Source organism: Brevundimonas sp. FV1ps31S, assembly GCF_058681265.1.
The window spans coordinates 640,631-655,512 of sequence record NZ_CM178735.1; the positions used below are offsets into that span (position 1 = coordinate 640,631).

Annotated in this window: 13 protein-coding genes; 7 read left to right on the forward strand and 6 right to left on the reverse strand. The window is 66.4% G+C overall.

Annotated elements, in window-relative coordinates; translation table 11 throughout:
• The first annotated feature begins 8 nt into the window (after nucleotides 1-8).
• Together ACVPT3_RS03030 and ACVPT3_RS03035 are read left to right on the forward strand one after the other, a co-directional pair.
• Entirely contained in the window at nucleotides 9-1,304 is a 1,296-nt protein-coding gene (locus tag ACVPT3_RS03030; RefSeq protein ID WP_492042740.1) for an adenylosuccinate synthase, read from the forward strand.
• A 114-nt stretch (nucleotides 1,305-1,418) separates the two neighbouring features.
• Nucleotides 1,419-2,180: a response regulator transcription factor gene (locus ACVPT3_RS03035; protein WP_492043777.1), complete on the forward strand. Its 762-nt coding sequence runs from the start codon at nucleotides 1,419-1,421 to the stop codon at nucleotides 2,178-2,180.
• Between the two features lie 38 nt (nucleotides 2,181-2,218).
• Here ACVPT3_RS03035 and rpoH read toward each other — a convergent pair whose 3' ends face one another.
• The 3 genes from rpoH to ACVPT3_RS03050 all read right to left on the reverse strand — a co-directional run bounded on the left by rpoH (nucleotide 2,219) and on the right by ACVPT3_RS03050 (nucleotide 5,479).
• Nucleotides 2,219-3,106 (reverse strand): RNA polymerase sigma factor RpoH, encoded by an 888-nt coding sequence (gene rpoH / locus ACVPT3_RS03040; protein ID WP_292120994.1) that lies wholly within the window; start codon nucleotides 3,104-3,106, stop codon nucleotides 2,219-2,221.
• A 1,039-nt stretch (nucleotides 3,107-4,145) separates the two neighbouring features.
• On the reverse strand, nucleotides 4,146-4,451 hold the full coding sequence (locus ACVPT3_RS03045; RefSeq protein WP_492042741.1) for a GNAT family N-acetyltransferase: 306 nt from the start codon (nucleotides 4,449-4,451) through the stop codon (nucleotides 4,146-4,148).
• Nucleotides 4,452-4,459: 8 nt separating this feature from the next.
• Nucleotides 4,460-5,479 carry an RluA family pseudouridine synthase gene (locus ACVPT3_RS03050; RefSeq protein WP_492042742.1) on the reverse strand — a complete coding sequence of 340 codons (1,020 nt, stop codon included), beginning with the start codon at nucleotides 5,477-5,479 and terminating at the stop codon, nucleotides 4,460-4,462.
• 83 nt (nucleotides 5,480-5,562) lie between these two features.
• Here ACVPT3_RS03050 and ACVPT3_RS03055 point away from each other — a divergent pair, with 83 nt between their 5' ends.
• Nucleotides 5,563-6,201, forward strand: coding sequence for a DUF2799 domain-containing protein (locus ACVPT3_RS03055; protein ID WP_492042743.1), 639 nt, complete (start codon nucleotides 5,563-5,565; stop codon nucleotides 6,199-6,201).
• A 4-nt stretch (nucleotides 6,202-6,205) separates the two neighbouring features.
• Here ACVPT3_RS03055 and fba read toward each other — a convergent pair whose 3' ends face one another.
• The 3 genes from fba to gap form a co-directional block, all read right to left on the reverse strand.
• Entirely contained in the window at nucleotides 6,206-7,291 is a 1,086-nt protein-coding gene (gene fba, locus ACVPT3_RS03060; protein WP_492042744.1) for a class II fructose-bisphosphate aldolase, read from the reverse strand.
• A 210-nt stretch (nucleotides 7,292-7,501) separates the two neighbouring features.
• On the reverse strand, nucleotides 7,502-8,701 hold the full coding sequence (locus ACVPT3_RS03065) for a phosphoglycerate kinase (RefSeq protein ID WP_492042745.1): 1,200 nt from the start codon (nucleotides 8,699-8,701) through the stop codon (nucleotides 7,502-7,504).
• 176 nt (nucleotides 8,702-8,877) lie between these two features.
• A complete protein-coding gene (gene gap, locus ACVPT3_RS03070) occupies nucleotides 8,878-9,885 on the reverse strand; it encodes a type I glyceraldehyde-3-phosphate dehydrogenase (RefSeq protein WP_492042746.1) in 1,008 nt (335 codons plus the stop codon).
• Nucleotides 9,886-10,134: 249 nt separating this feature from the next.
• On the opposite strand from gap, the gene ACVPT3_RS03075 reads away from it, so the two are divergent.
• From ACVPT3_RS03075 to ilvG, 4 genes are all read left to right on the forward strand, one after another.
• Entirely contained in the window at nucleotides 10,135-10,287 is a 153-nt protein-coding gene (locus tag ACVPT3_RS03075) for a hypothetical protein (protein ID WP_492042747.1), read from the forward strand.
• Nucleotides 10,288-10,377: 90 nt separating this feature from the next.
• Entirely contained in the window at nucleotides 10,378-12,129 is a 1,752-nt protein-coding gene (gene ilvD, locus ACVPT3_RS03080) for a dihydroxy-acid dehydratase (protein ID WP_492042748.1), read from the forward strand.
• 6 nt (nucleotides 12,130-12,135) lie between these two features.
• Nucleotides 12,136-13,149, forward strand: coding sequence for a ketol-acid reductoisomerase (gene ilvC, locus ACVPT3_RS03085; protein WP_008260071.1), 1,014 nt, complete (start codon nucleotides 12,136-12,138; stop codon nucleotides 13,147-13,149).
• 19 nt (nucleotides 13,150-13,168) lie between these two features.
• On the forward strand, nucleotides 13,169-14,881 hold the full coding sequence (gene ilvG / locus ACVPT3_RS03090) for an acetolactate synthase 2 catalytic subunit (RefSeq protein WP_492042749.1): 1,713 nt from the start codon (nucleotides 13,169-13,171) through the stop codon (nucleotides 14,879-14,881).
• Nucleotide 14,882 lies beyond the last annotated feature (1 nt).

A 14,882-nucleotide genomic window follows, 5' to 3' on the forward strand; every position in this document is an offset into this window, starting at 1 on the left:
TACGGACCTTGGCGAACGTAGCGGTGGTCGGCGCCCAGTGGGGCGACGAGGGCAAGGGCAAGATCGTGGACTGGCTGTCCAACCGCGCCGACATGGTCGTGCGGTTCCAGGGCGGTCACAATGCGGGCCATACGCTGGTCGTGGACGGCAAGGTCTACAAGCTGGCGCTGCTGCCCAGCGGCGTGGTGCAGGGCAAGCCGTCGATCATCGGCAATGGCGTGGTGGTGGACCCGTGGCACCTGGTGGGCGAGATCGAGAAGATCCAGGCGCAGGGCGTGGCGATCACGCCGGATATCCTGACCGTCGCGGACAACGCCTGCCTGATCCTGCCCATTCATCCCGCGCTGGACGTGGCGCGCGAGGCGGCGGCCAGCGCGCCGGGCGCGAAGATCGGCACGACCGGCCGCGGCATCGGTCCGGCCTATGAGGACAAGGTCGGTCGTCGCGCCATCCGCGTGTGCGACCTGGCCAATGAAGACGATCTGAAGGTCAAGATCGAGCGGCTCCGCTCGCACCATGATCCGCTGCGCGCCGGCCTCGGGCTGGCGCCGATTGATCCGGAGGCGCTGCTGGCCCAACTGCTGGAGATCGCGCCCAAGATCCTGCCCTATGTGAAGCCGGCCTGGCGGGTGCTGGACCAGGCGCAGAAGGACGGCAAGCGGGTGCTGTTCGAGGGCGCGCAGGGCGCCTTTCTGGACGTGGACCACGGCACCTATCCCTATGTGACCAGCTCAAACACGGTCGCGGGCCAGGCGGCGGCGGGATCGGGCATAGGGCCGCGGGGCGTCGGCTATGTGCTGGGAATCGTCAAGGCCTACACGACCCGCGTTGGCGAAGGACCCTTCGCCTGCGAACTGGACGATGAGGTCGGTCAGCACCTGGCGACCGTCGGTCGCGAAGTCGGGGTCAACACCGGCCGGGCGCGGCGCTGCGGCTGGTTCGACGCCGTGCTGGTGCGACAGTCGGTGGCGATCAACGGCATCGACGGCATCGCCCTGACCAAACTGGACGTGCTGGACGGGCTGAAGACGCTGAAGATCTGCGTCGGCTACCGGGTCAACGGCGAGGTGCTGGACTATTTGCCGTCCAGCCTGAAGGAACAGGCGGCGGCCGAGCCGGTGTTCGAGGAGCTGGAGGGCTGGAGCGAGAGCACCGGCGGGGTTCGCAGCTTCAAGGACATCAACGCCAATGCGATCAAATATGTGAGGCGGATCGAGGAACTGATCGGCGCCCCGGTGGCCCTGCTGTCGACCAGCCCCGAGCGGGACGACACGATACTGATGCGGGACCCCTTCCAAGGCTAGCGCGCATCGATTCAACGGGTCTTAACCAGGGCTGCGCTAGGAGATCGGCTGAAACCGGAGCAGAAGCCCTTGTTCACCGCTGACGCCAGAACGCTAAGCCGCATCGAACCTGCCGTGCGGCGGATCGCGATCATTGAACCCAATGCCGCGTCCGCGCGACTTTTGTCGGACATCATGAAGGGACTGGGCGCACGCGAGGTCTACGTCTCGGGCGACGATGAGAGCGCGTTGGAGCTGTTGCGCGACGTCGAGCCGGGCATGATCTTCGCCGAACGTTCGGGCGAGGCCCTGAACGGGGAAACCTTGGCGCGCCGGATTCGTCGTTCGAACATGGCCTGCCGCATGGCGCCGATCATCATGATCACCAATGAGGCCACCGCCGCCGCCATCAAGGGTGCGCGCGACGCGGGCGTGCACGAATTCCTGCGCAAACCCTATACGATCGGCGACCTGTTCAAACGGGTCGAGAACGTCGCGCTGAAGTCGCGGCCATGGGTCGAGGCGGTCGGCTATGTGGGCCCGGACCGGCGCCGCTTCAACTCGGGCGAATATTCCGGGGCGCGCAAGCGCCGAGCGGACGGGGCGTCCGCCGGAAAAATCGACGTTCGGGACCAGGCCATCCGCATTCTGGCTGCGGCTCTAGCTCAGTTCGATCAGGACACCGCCCAGGCGATACGTGCGATCCGGCAGCAGGCGCAGACGTTGAAGGCTATGGCGGTGAAGGCGGGAGACGCCAAGCTGGCGATCGCGGCGGGGGGGCTGGAGGCCTTTGTTGCCTCGGACGCCGTGACGAAGGCCCGGTTGATCCAGCCGATTAACGAGGTCCTGGCCGCCGCACGCCAGACGCCCGCATCCGAGATGGCGCGAGCGTCCTGACGGCCAGCCTCTGAGGGAGGCGCATATCGGGCGAGAGATCAGGCGTCGACGAGGTTCCGTTCCTCGGCCGCAGCACGCATCGCCTTTTGCAGCTTCTCGAAGGCGCGGACCTCGATCTGGCGCACGCGCTCGCGAGACACTCCGTACTGACCGGCGAGTTCTTCCAGAGTGACGGGGTCGTCCTTGAGGCGACGTTCCGTGAGAATATGTTTCTCGCGATCCGTCAGTTCTTCCATGGCTTCCTGAAGGAGGCTCATGCGAATGCCCTTTTCCTCGTCTTCGGCGAGCTGGGTTTCCTGGGACACGGCCGTGTCGTCGGCCAGCCAGTCCTGCCATTCACTCTCGCCGTCGGCGCGCAACGGCGCGTTCAGCGAGGCGTCGCCGCCGAGGCGGCGGTTCATATTGGTGACCTCTTCCTCGGTCACGCCCAGTTTGGTGGCGATGGCGGCGAGGTGTTCGGGGTGCAGGTCGCCTTCCTCGAAGGCCGAGATCTGGCTCTTGGCCTTGCGCAGGTTGAAGAACAGCTTCTTCTGGGCGGCGGTGGTGCCCATCTTCACTAGCGACCAGCTGCGCAGGATGTATTCCTGGATCGAGGCGCGGATCCACCACATGGCGTAGGTAGCCAGGCGGAAGCCCTTGTCCGGGTCGAATTTCTTGACGGCCTGCATCAGGCCGACATTGCCCTCGGAAATCACTTCGCCGATCGGCAGGCCGTAGCCGCGATACCCCATGGCGATCTTGGCCACGAGACGAAGGTGCGAGGTCACGAGACGGTGGGCGGCTTCGGGGTCCTGGTGCTCCGACCAACGTTTGGCGAGCATGAACTCCTCGTCCTTGGTCAGCATCGGAAACTTGCGGATTTCCGTCAGGTAGCGAGACAGGCCCTGTTCAGGCGACATCACCGCGAGCGTACTATTGGCAGCCATATGGTCCCTCCGACCGTCTAAACGAGCGGGCGCTTCGTCGTCGGCCACCTCGTGTGCACCGACGCCTCACCCCTCAACCGGTGAAGTAGCGATGGGTTGCCGCCATTTTTAGGGGCGGGCGGTCACACGAAAGCGTGACCGTGGCCCGGGCGCCACTCGTGCCAGCCGGATCGCAATATAGAAACGTGTCAGTTGCTATTCAAGACGCTCATCCTGGTTGGCGTCATGTCCCATTCAAAGTCGTAGTTTGTTGCCGACGAAGCTGATCGGCGGCGAGCGCGCGCTCTTCCGGAGTCAGGTCAGCCGGCCGGCAACGTCGAACCGGGAAGCGTGATCCCAGGACTGGCTCGTTCCGGCAGACCAGAGGCCGTCCGGCGCGGCGTTCTTCAGCGGCCGTTCCATTCGGGCGGGCGGCTGTTGTGGTTGCGGCCGTTTGAACCGGAACATCGGCCGAGTCGGCCGGAAGCGGCGGGGTCGCCGCCTGACCGGAGAGCGCAAGGGCGAAAGCAACAATAATCATGGCGTAAAATCCCCTTGTGTACTGGCGGTATGTCGAAATGGCGTGGCCTGCCAACCGTTTAAGTCGGTTGCTTTTCAAGCCGGATGCCCGTCTGCATTCAAAATGAAGACCCGTCTCCCTTCATGTTGAGGGTCTGCTGGCGTCGTAGCTGATCTGCGGCAAGCGCTCGCTCCTGTGGCGTCAGATCGGCGGGCCGGCACCGCCGCACCGGGAAGCGCGACCCGAGCACAGTCTCATTGCGGCAGATCAGAGGACGTCCGGCGCGACGTTCTTCGGTCTCGCTCCCGTTTGCATCGGCGCTTGCGACTCCAGGAGCCCTTGGCGCGGCAGGTTGAACCGCCGGCGCGGAGGACTCGGCCGAAAGCGGCGGGCTTGCGGTCTGGCCGGAGAGAGCGAGCGCAACGACAAAGATGATCATGTCCCAGAACCCCTGTTGATCGACTGACGCTATGCCGGATGCGGGTATCGTGACAACCCTTCGGCGAGATGAAGTGATCGCAGGAGTCCTGTAGACAGTCGTCAGATTCCCAGAAGTCCCCGATAGGTGGGATGCACGACGTCGGCGTACTCGGGGTGCTTCTTTAGATAGGCTGAGAAAAAGGGGCAGACCGGCAATATCAAAAGGTCTCGCGCCCGGGCGTCAGCCAGAACATGTTTCGCCAGACGGCTGGCGATGCCCTGGCCTTCGAGCCGCTCCGGCACAAGAGTCTCGGTGATCATCAGGTTCGGCGGCGACAGGTTGTAGGTGACGACAGCCACCTCGCCGTCCACGGGGAGTTCGTAACGCTTGAGCTCGGCGTTGTCGTGAATCTCGGGGTCGAGCATGGCGGGCCTCAGAGGTCGGAGAGCAGGGCTTCGAGCCGCACCATATCAGCGGGCGGCGCGGTGTCGAAGCGTAGGGTTTCGCCCGTGACCGGATGGACGAAGCCGAGGACGGAAGCGTGCAACGCCTGGCGAGTCAGGCCGGCTTCGGTGATGGCGGAGCGGACCGGCGCGGCAGGGCTGCCCGAGCCATAGGTCGCGTCGCCGAGGATGGGCGAGCCCTTGGACGACAGATGGACGCGGATCTGGTGGGTCCGGCCGGTATGCAGGGTGCAGGCGACGCGGGCGGCGAGCGGCGCGCCCCCCGCCTTGGCTGGTTCACCGAAGGTCGCCTGGACGACATAGTCGGTGATCGCCTCGCGTCCTCCAGCCTTCAGCACGGCCATCTTCTTGCGGTCGCCGGTCGAGCGTCCGATGCGGGTTTCGATACGGGCTCTGGATGGGGACGGCGCGCCGCGCGTCAGGGCGATGTAGGTGCGTTCAATGTCGTGGGTGGCGAACAGGGCGGACAGACCCTGATGGGCGCGGTCGGTCTTGGCGGCGACCATGACGCCGGAGGTGTCCTTGTCCAGGCGGTGGACGATGCCGGGACGGGCGATTCCGCCGATGCCGGACAGGCTGTCGCCACAGTGGGCCAGGAGGGCGTTGACCAGGGTGCCGGTTTCGCAGCCTGGCGCCGGATGGGCGGCCATGCCGGCGGGTTTGTCGATGACGATCAGATCCGCGTCCTCGTAGAGGACGGTCAGGGGAATGGCTTCGGGCTGAGGCGTGGCCGGGGCCACGGGCGGCAGGGCGACGACATAGAGACCGGGTTGGGCCTTGGCGGAGCCGGCGGTCAGGACCACGCCGTCGCGACGGACGGCGCCTTCCGCCAGCAGGGCCTGGAGCCGGGCGCGCGACAGGGTCGGGAAGGCCTCGGCCAAGGCCTTGTCCAGGCGAACCCCGGGCGCATCAAGGCGGGCCTCGAGCACCTCGGCGGCGGCAAGGGGTGGGGGCAGGTCGTCTTCGTCGATCAGATCAGGGTCGGACACCGTGGCTCCCTAGCACGGCGCGCGGCTTGCGCGAGGGCCTGTCGTCGTTCGATAGTGAAGCTTGGGGGCCTAGGGGAAATCCGATGAAGCGTTTTCTGATCACGGGCGGCGGTATCGCCGCCGCGGCGCTGCTGGGCAGTTGCACGACCATGAGCAAGGACGAATGCCTGGCCGGCGCCTGGGGTGAAAAGGGCTATGCCGACGGGGCGGCGGGCTATCCGATGAGCCGGCTGGACGACCATGCCAAGGCTTGTGAGAAATACCAGGTGGGACCCAACCCGGCGGCCTATGGATCGGCGCGCGAGGACGGGCTGAGGACCTATTGCACCTTCCCGCGAGGTTGGAGCGAGGGGCGGGCTGGCAATACCTATTACGGCGTCTGCCGAGCCGAGGAGGAGGCGGAATTCCTGCCTGCCTTTAATGACGGGCGGAGGCTGCATGAGGTCGAGGCGGCGGTCGAGAACGCCGAAAGCGCACTGAGCAGCGCCGAGGCCCGCATCGAGGATCGCGAGGATAAGCTCGACGCCAAGCAGCGCGAACTGCGGTCGGACGGCCTTACGGATGAAGAGAAGCAGAAAATCCGCGATCGGATCGATGAGGTGCGCGGTGAAATCCGCGATGCGCGTCGCAACGCCCGTGAGGCGCGCGACGCGCTGGATCGCGCCGAATGGGATCTGAGCCGGGTGCGGGGCGAACTGAGCAACCGCTACCCGGTCTTCTGATCGATCAGGCGGCCTTGACGGCGGCGCCTCGGAAGGACGGGTCGAGGTCGCCCGAGGCGTAACGTCTAGCCATCTGGGCGGTGGACAGGGGGCGAATCCGAGAGGCCTGGCCTTCGCAACCGAACTGCTGATAGCGCTCCATGCAGAGCTTCTTCATCGCCGCCTTGGCCGGCTTCAGATAGGCGCGGGGATCGAACTCGCGCGGGTTCTCCATCAGCGCCTTACGGATCGCGCCGGTGATGGCCATGCGGTTGTCGGTGTCGATGTTGACCTTGCGCACGCCGTGCTTGATGCCGCGCTGGATTTCTTCCACCGGCACGCCCCAGGTCTGGGGCATTTCGCCGCCGTACTGGTTGATGATGTCCTGCAGGTCCTGCGGGACCGAAGAACTGCCGTGCATCACCAGGTGGGTGTTGGGCAGGCGGCGGTGGATGTCCTCGATCACATTCATGGCCAGGATGTCGCCGTCCGGCTTCTTGCTGAACTTGTAGGCCCCGTGGCTGGTGCCCATGGCGATGGCCAGGGCGTCGACCTTGGTGGCGGCGACGAAATCGACGGCCTGGTCCGGGTCCGTCAGCAGTTGCGAATGGTCCAGTTTGCCCTCGAAGCCGTGGCCGTCCTCGGCCTCGCCCATGCCGGTCTCCAGCGAGCCCAGCACGCCCAGTTCGCCCTCGACCGAGACGCCGCAGGCATGGGCCATTTCGGTGACGCGGCGCGTGACCTCGACATTGTACTCGTAGGAGGCGGGGGTCTTGGCGTCCTCTTCCAGCGAGCCGTCCATCATCACCGAGGTGAAGCCGTACTGGATGGCGGTGGCGCAGGTCGCCGGGCCGTTGCCGTGGTCCTGGTGCATACAGACCGGAATGTCCGGATAGAGTTCGGCTAGGGCGTCGATCAGCTTGGCCAGGACGACGTCGTTGGCGTAGTTCCGGGCGCCGCGCGAGGCTTGAATGATGACGGGGGCGTTGACCTCGTGGGCCGCCTCCATGATCGCTAGACCCTGCTCCATATTGTTGATGTTGTAGGCGGGCAGGGCGTAGTCGTTCTCCGCCGCGTGGTCGAGCAGCTGTCGCAGCGTGATGCGCGCCATGGTGAAATCTCCTGAGCCGAATAGTCTTTTTTGATTGGGCGACAGATTAGCCACGCCCACCGGCGAAGTCACGCCGGGTCACAGCCCGCCTAACGTCTGGGGCGCTTGTGTGGTTCGCCTGCATCGTGACGCCCTCACCAAGAGGTGTCGAGGTTCACCCGATGGGTGCAATCGTTGCGACGGGGCGGAGAAAGGCGGACGCGCTTGCTCCTAGTCGACGCGCAAGGCGTCTACGCCGGGCAGAGGCTTGCCTTCCATCCATTCCAGGAAGGCGCCGCCGGCGGTGGAGACAAAGGTCATGTCGTCCACGACGCCCGCATGGTTGAGCGCGGATACCGTATCACCGCCGCCGGCCACAGCGATCAGGGCGCCGGATTTCGCCAGGTCGGCGGCGGCCTTGGCGGCCTTGACCGTCGCGGCGTCGAAGGGCGGAACCTCGAAGACGCCGAGCGGGCCGTTCCAGATCAGGGTCTTGGACAGGGCCATGGCCTTGATCAGTTTTTCGACGGTCAGTGGACCGGCGTCGAGGATCTTCTCGGCCTCGCCGATCTCTTCGCGGGCGAGGACGGTGCGGGTCTCGGCGCCCGGCTTGACTTCGGTCGCCACGACCACGTCGAGCGGCAGCAGGATTTCGCAGCCCTGGGCCTCGGCCTCAGTCAGGATTTCGCGCGCCGTGTCGGCCATGTCCTTCTCGGCCAGGGAGCCGCCGATATCTATGCCTTGAGCGTAGAGGAAGGTGTTGGCCATGCCGCCGCCGATGGCCAGGCGGTTCAGCTTGCCCACCAGGTTCTTCAACAGGTCCAGCTTGGTCGACACCTTGGCGCCGCCGACAATGCCCAGAACGGGCTTCTGCGGCTTGCCCAGCGCGGCGTCCAGGGCGTCCAGCTCGCGCCGCATGGATTCGCCGGCGTAGGCGGGCAGGTGGTGCGCGATACCCTCGGTCGAGGCATGGGCGCGGTGGGCGGCCGAGAAGGCGTCGTTGACATAGAGGTCGCCCAGATCGGCCAGCTTCTGGGCGAAGACTGGATCATTGGCCTCTTCCGCCGCATGGAAGCGGACGTTCTCCAGCAGGACCACGCCGCCGGCGTCCAGGTCTCGGATGGCGTCCACAGCGTCCGGGCCGATGCAGTCGTCGGCGAAGCGGACGGGGGCGCCGAGCAGATTCTCCAGATCATCCACAACCGGCTTCAGGCTCATCGACGGGATGCGCTGGCCCTTGGGCCGGTCGAAGTGGGCCAGCAGGGCGACCTTGGCGCCGGCGTCGCGCAGGCGCTGGATCGTCGGCAGGGCGACGCGCAGCCGGGTGTCGTCCGTGACCTTTCCGTCCTCCATCGGGACGTTGAAGTCCACGCGGACCAGGGCCGTCTTGCCGGCGAGGTCGTGAGCGTCGTCGAGGGTGCGGAAGGTCATGGCTTCGATCTCTAATGATCCTTCTCCCATGGGGAGAAGGTGGCTCGCGGTGCGAGACGGATGAGGGACGGGCGGTGGGCCAATTCGCACACCGTGCCCCTCACCCTTTCGCGCCAGAACGGCGGCTGGGCCGCCGTGCGCTCAAGCCCTCTCCCGCCGGGAGAGGGAGGCGGGGTTTACAGGAACTTCGCCATCACCAGGGCCGTGTCGGCCATCCGGGTCGCGAAGCCCCATTCGTTGTCGTACCAGCTGAGGACGCGGGCCAGCTTGCCGTCGACGACCTGGGTCTGGGGAAGGGCGGCGGTGGACGAAGCGGCGATGTGGTTCAGGTCGCTGGAGACCAGCGGGTCCGTCGTCGTGAACAGGACGCCCTTCATCGGACCGTCGGCGGCGGCCTGAAGCGCGGCGTTGATCTCGTCCACCGAGGTGTCGCGGCCCGAGACGACCTTCAGATCCACGACCGAGACGTTCGGGGTCGGGACGCGGATCGACGAGCCGTCCAGCTTGCCCTTCAGTTCCGGCAGGACCAGGCCCAGGGCCTTGGCGGCGCCGGTCGAGGTCGGGATCATCGACAGGGCGGCGGCGCGGGCGCGGTACAGATCCTTGTGCATCGTATCCAGCGTCGGCTGGTCGCCGGTGTAGGAGTGGATGGTGGTCATATAGCCGCGCTCGATGCCGAACAGGTCGTTCAGCACCTTGGCCACCGGGGCCAGGGCGTTGGTGGTGCAGGAGCCGTTCGACACGACGATGTCGTCGGCGGTCAGGGTCTCGTGGTTGACCTTATAGACGATGGTCTTGTCGGCGCCCTCGGCCGGGGCAGAGACGAGGACGCGCTTGGCGCCGGCCTTCAGGTGGGCGCTGGCCTTGTCCTTGGCGGTGAAGATGCCGGTGCACTCGAAGGCGATGTCCACCTTCAGCTCGGCGTGGGGCAGGTTGGCCGGATCGCGCTCGGCCGTGACCTTGATCTTGCCCGTGCCGACGTCGATCCAATCCTCGCCCGAGGTCACCGTGCCGGGGAAGCGGCCGTGCACCGAATCGAAGCGGAACAGATGGGCGTTGGTCTCGACCGGACCGAGATCATTGATCGCCACCACTTCGATGTCCGTGCGGCCGTGCTCGATGATCGAGCGAAGAACGAGACGGCCGATGCGACCGAAACCATTGATGGCGACGCGAACGGTCATGGGGAGGCTCCTCTGAACGATTATGTTGTTGGCGTCTCAATGGAACTCTCGCGGCCCGGTTTCAACCCCGCCGCTGCGCCTTAGGCCTAACATGGCGTGAGCAAGCGTTACGGTTTGAGGCGGGCGACGGGCGTCCGGCAAGAAACACCTCTGCTGAGGTCGATTTTGGATCATTGAGCAAAATTTTTGCGACAGGGCTTGTGTGCGCCCGGCCGGTATGGTTTCTTGGCGTCAGAACAAGGAGCCCCCGTGGCCACGATGACGCGCGACATGTTGAAGGGATGCACCGCTCAGGCGGCCGCGGCCGTTCGCGCGCCGGTCGGCCTGGAAAGCACCGTATTCCTCATTCTCCTCGTACTCCTCGGCCTGCTTACGCAAGCGGCGTGGATGCACGCGACCTGACCTAGACACACTCAGGATCGCCTCGCACCACCCCGCTCCCGAAAGGAAGCGGGGTTTTTAGTGCTTGGCGGTTCAAAAAGAACCGGACCGATGACGCAAGATTCTACCTCAGAGCCCCAAAAGCCCAACGCGCGCAGCGCGGCGGTGACGGCCGGCCCGAACCGGGCCGCCGCCCGTTCGTATCTGCGCGCCGCCGGCATGCAGGACGCCGACTTCGACAAGCCGATGATCGGCATCGTCAACACCTGGTCGACGGTCACGCCGTGCAACATGCACCTGGACCGCTTGGCCAGGGATGTGCGCGCCGGCATCGTCGCGGCGGGCGGCTATCCGGTCGATTTCAACACCATCGTCGTCACCGACGGCATCTCGATGGGCACGGCCGGCATGAAGGCCTCGCTGATCAGCCGCGAGGTCGTCGCCGACTCCATCGAACTGGCCATCGAGGGGCACCAGCTGGACGGCGTGGTCTGCATCGTCGGCTGCGACAAGACGATCCCGGCGGCGGCCATGGCCTTGGCCCGGATGGATATCCCAGGCCTGGTCTACTACGGCGGCACGATCATGCCTGGCGTGATCGGGGCGAAGGAGGTCTCGGTCCAGGAGGTGTTCGAGGCCATCGGCGCCCATTCGGCCGGGACGTTGGACGACGCAGGTCTGAAGGCGGTCGAACAGGCCGTCTGCCCCGGCGCCGGCGCCTGCGGCGGCCAGTTCACGGCCAACACCATGGCCATGGCCCTGTCGGTCATGGGCATCTCGCCCATGGGCGCCAATGACGTGCCGGCGGTCGACCCCGGCAAGGCTGCCGAGGGCGAGCGCTGCGGCCGTCTGGTCGTCGAACGGGTCTTCGCCGGTGACGCCGCCCGTAAATACATCACCCGCGCCAGCCTGAAGAACGCCGCCGTCGCGGTGTCCGCCTCGGGCGGCTCGACCAACGCCGTCATGCACCTGACGGCCATCGCGGCTGAGGCCGGCGTCGATTTCGGCGTTGAGGACTGCCACCAGGCCTGCGTCGAGGCGCCGGTCATCTGCGATCTGAAGCCGGGCGGCCGTTTCCTGGCTTCGCACCTGTTCGCAGCCGGCGGCACCCGCCTGGTCACGCAGCGGATGGCCGAGGCCGGCAAGATCGTGAACACCCCCACCGTCAGCGGCCGCAGCCTGTTCGCCGAGGCGGCCGAGGCCGAGGAAACCCCCGGCCAGGTGGTCGTGACCACCTTCGACGCCCCGGTCATGGACCGCGGCAGCTTCGCCGTCATCTACGGCGACGTCGCCCCTGAGGGCGCGGTCATCAAGCTGACCGGGCACAAGGTCGATAAGTTCGAAGGTCCGGCCTGCGTCTTCGACAGCGAAGAAGACGCCTTTCATGCCGTCCAGGACGGTTCGGTCGGCGAGGGCGACGTCATCATCATCCGCTACGAAGGGCCCAAGGGCGGCCCGGGCATGCGCGAAATGCTGCAGGTCACCGCCGCCCTGAAGGGTCGCAAGATCGACAATGTCGCCCTGCTGACCGACGGCCGATTCTCGGGCGCCAGCTACGGTTTCGTCGCTGGCCACGTCTCGCCGGAAGCCGCCGTCGGCGGCCCGATCGCTCTCATTCGCGATGGTGACCGCATCACCATCGACGTCACCAACCGTCGGATCGACGTCAATGTCGATCTGGCGACGCGCCGGGCGGGCTTTACGCCCCACGTGGTCCGCCCGGCGCGAGGTGTCTTCGCCAAATACCGCGCCTCGGTCGCCTCGGCGGCCCAGGGCGCAGTCACCATCCCCAACCCGCCGCCGGCCCAGATCCCCGATTTTGGCCAGGCGTCTCACAAATCCACTGCTGCTCAGGACGCCTGAATTCTCATGGCCATCACCATCTACACCAACGAAGACATCAAGCCGGGCGCCATCGCCGGTCAGCGCATCGCCATCATCGGCTATGGCTCGCAGGGGCGCGCCCATGCGCAGAACCTGAAGGACAGCGGCCATGACGTGGTCGCCGGCGTCCGCCATGGCGGCACGGGCTGGAAACACGCCACGGCCGACGGCGTCCCGACCGCCGAGCCGGCCGAAGCCGTCAAGGGCGCCGACATCATCGCCATCCTGACCCCCGACATGGTCCAAGGCGACGTCTATCGCGACATCATCGAGCCGAACGCCAAGGAAGGCTCGGCCCTGCTGTTCGCCCACGGCTTCTCGATCATCTACGAGCGCATCACCCCGCGTCCCGACATGGACGTGATCCTGGTTGCGCCCAAGGGACCGGGCGATCTGGTCCGTCGCGAGTTCCAGCGCGGTCGCGGCGTGCCTTCGCTGTTCGCCATCGAGAAGGACGTGACCGGCAAGGCCCGCGATCGGGCCATGGGCTATGCCAAGGGCAATGGCGGCGCGACCGGCGGCCTGCTGGAAACCACCTTCCGCGAAGAGACCGAGACCGATCTGTTCGGCGAACAGGCCGTCCTGTGCGGCGGCGCCAAGGAGTTGGTGATGCAGGGCTTCAACACCCTGGTCGAGGCCGGCTACCAGCCCGAGATCGCCTATTTCGAATGCCTGCACGAGCTGAAGCTGATCGTGGACCTGTTCTACGAAGGCGGCATCTCGAAGATGCACCACTTCATCTCTGAGACGGCCAAATACGGCGCCGTCGCCAGCGGCCCGCGCGTCGTCAACGAAGAGACCAAGGCCCGCATGAAGACCATCCTGGACGAGATCCAGGACGGAACCTTCGCGCGCAACTGGATCGCCGAGAACGAGGCCGGCAAGCCGCAGTACGAGGCCTGGCTGAAGGCGGACCGCGAAAGCCAGATCGAACAGGTCGGCGCCCGTCTGCGCGAGCGGATGGCCTGGCTGAACACGCCCAAGTCCGAAGCGGCCTGAGCCCAAGCGTAAAGACCGGATGACCCTGATGACCGCCGCCGCCTTCAAATCCTCAGCCGAGGCCGCCCCGCAATCGGGGGCGCGCCTGCTGGTCTCCACCCTGGAGCGGCTGGGCGTGGAGGTGGTGTTCGGTTATCCGGGCGGCGCCATCATGCCGGTCTATGACGCCCTGGCCGGGTCCAAGCTGAAGCACATCCTGGTCCGCCACGAGCAGGGCGCGGCCTTCGCCGCCGACGCCTATGCGCGCAAGAGCGGCAAGGTCGGGGTGTGCATGGCCACCTCCGGCCCGGGCGCCACCAATCTGATCACCGGCATCGCCAATGCGATGATGGATTCGGTGCCGATGGTCTGCATCACCGGCAATGTGGCCCAGGGCCTGATGGGCACCGACGCCTTCCAGGAGATCGACATCCTGGGCGTCACCCTGCCGATCGTGAAACACTCGATCCTGGTCCGCGACGCGGCCGAGGTTCCGGCCGCCATTGAGGAGGCCTTCCATATCGCCGCCTCGGGCCGCCCTGGTCCGGTCCTGGTCGATCTGCCCAAGGACGTGCAGTTCGCCACGACCAGCGACGACTACGGCTTCCACATTCCCAACGAGACGCCGCGCATCGATCACGACGCCATCGCCGCCGCCGAAGCCGCGATTCGCGCCGCCAAGAAGCCGCTGGTCTATATCGGCGGCGGGGTGAAGATCGGCCGTGCGACCGAGGCCCTGCGCGCGTTCGTCGCCGCGACCGGCATTCCGCAGGTCTCGACCCTGAACGCCCTGGGCACCATCCCGACCGATGCGCCCGGCATGCTGGGCATGCTGGGCATGCACGGCGCCCGCGCCGCCAATCATGCGGTGCAGGACAGCGACCTGCTGATCGTCGTCGGCGCCCGGTTCGACGACCGCGCGACGGGCAAGCTGGCCGAGTTCGCGCCCAACGCCCGGATCGTCCATTTCGATATCGACGCCTCTGAAGTCGGCAAGCTGCGGGCGGCCAATGTCGCCGTCGTCGGCGAGCTGAAGGACGGGATCGAGGCCCTGACGGCGCGGCTGGCCGGCGGCCCGGTCCTGGACATCCAGTCGTGGTCGGTCGAATGCGCCCAGGCCGCCGCCGTCGGCGCCTATCGCTATGACGCGCCGGGCGAGGGGGTCTATGCCCCGGCTCTGCTGAAAGAAGTGTCGGAAGCGGCCGGCGATGATTTCGTCGCCGCCTGCGACGTGGGCCAGCACCAGATGTGGGCGGCCATGCACTGCCGCTTCTCGCGGCCCGAAGCCCACATCACCTCGGGCGGCCTGGGCGCCATGGGCTTCGGCCTGCCCGCAGGCATCGGCGCCAAGCTGGCCGATCCGTCGGCGACGGTCGTCACCATCGCCGGCGACGGCGGCTTCATGATGAACATCCAGGAGCTGGCGACGCTGAAGCGTTACGGCATCCCGCTGAAGATCGTGCTGATCGACAATTCCTCGCTGGGCCTGGTGCGCCAGTGGCAGGAGCTGTTCTTCGCCGAGAACTATTCCGAGATCGACCTGTCCGACAATCCGGACTTCGTGAAGGTGGCCGAGGCCTTTGGCATCGAGGCCTTCCGTATCGATCGCCGTGATCAGGTGTCCGAAGGCATCCAGCGCCTGCTGGCCGCCGAAGGCCCCTGCCTGGCCCATGTGGTCATCGATTCCCGAGACAATGTCTGGCCGCTGGTTCCGCCGGGCAAGAGCAACGCCGAAATGATGGAGGGCTCCTGAG

Excerpts from the sequence above, each read along its gene's own strand:
- gap (WP_492042746.1), bottom strand. The coding sequence starts at position 9,885 with ATGACCGTTCGCGTCGCCATCAATGGTTTCGGTCGCATCGGCCGTCTC.
- ACVPT3_RS03055 (WP_492042743.1), top strand. The coding sequence starts at position 5,563 with ATGAAGCGTTTTCTGATCACGGGCGGCGGTATCGCCGCCGCGGCGCTG.
- rpoH (WP_292120994.1), bottom strand. The coding sequence starts at position 3,106 with ATGGCTGCCAATAGTACGCTCGCGGTGATGTCGCCTGAACAGGGCCTG.
- ilvC (WP_008260071.1), top strand. The coding sequence starts at position 12,136 with ATGGCCATCACCATCTACACCAACGAAGACATCAAGCCGGGCGCCATC.
- ilvD (WP_492042748.1), top strand. The coding sequence starts at position 10,378 with ATGACGCAAGATTCTACCTCAGAGCCCCAAAAGCCCAACGCGCGCAGC.
- ACVPT3_RS03065 (WP_492042745.1), bottom strand. The coding sequence starts at position 8,701 with ATGACCTTCCGCACCCTCGACGACGCTCACGACCTCGCCGGCAAGACG.
- fba (WP_492042744.1), bottom strand. The coding sequence starts at position 7,291 with ATGGCGCGCATCACGCTGCGACAGCTGCTCGACCACGCGGCGGAGAAC.
- ACVPT3_RS03045 (WP_492042741.1), bottom strand. The coding sequence starts at position 4,451 with ATGCTCGACCCCGAGATTCACGACAACGCCGAGCTCAAGCGTTACGAA.
- ilvG (WP_492042749.1), top strand. The coding sequence starts at position 13,169 with ATGACCCTGATGACCGCCGCCGCCTTCAAATCCTCAGCCGAGGCCGCC.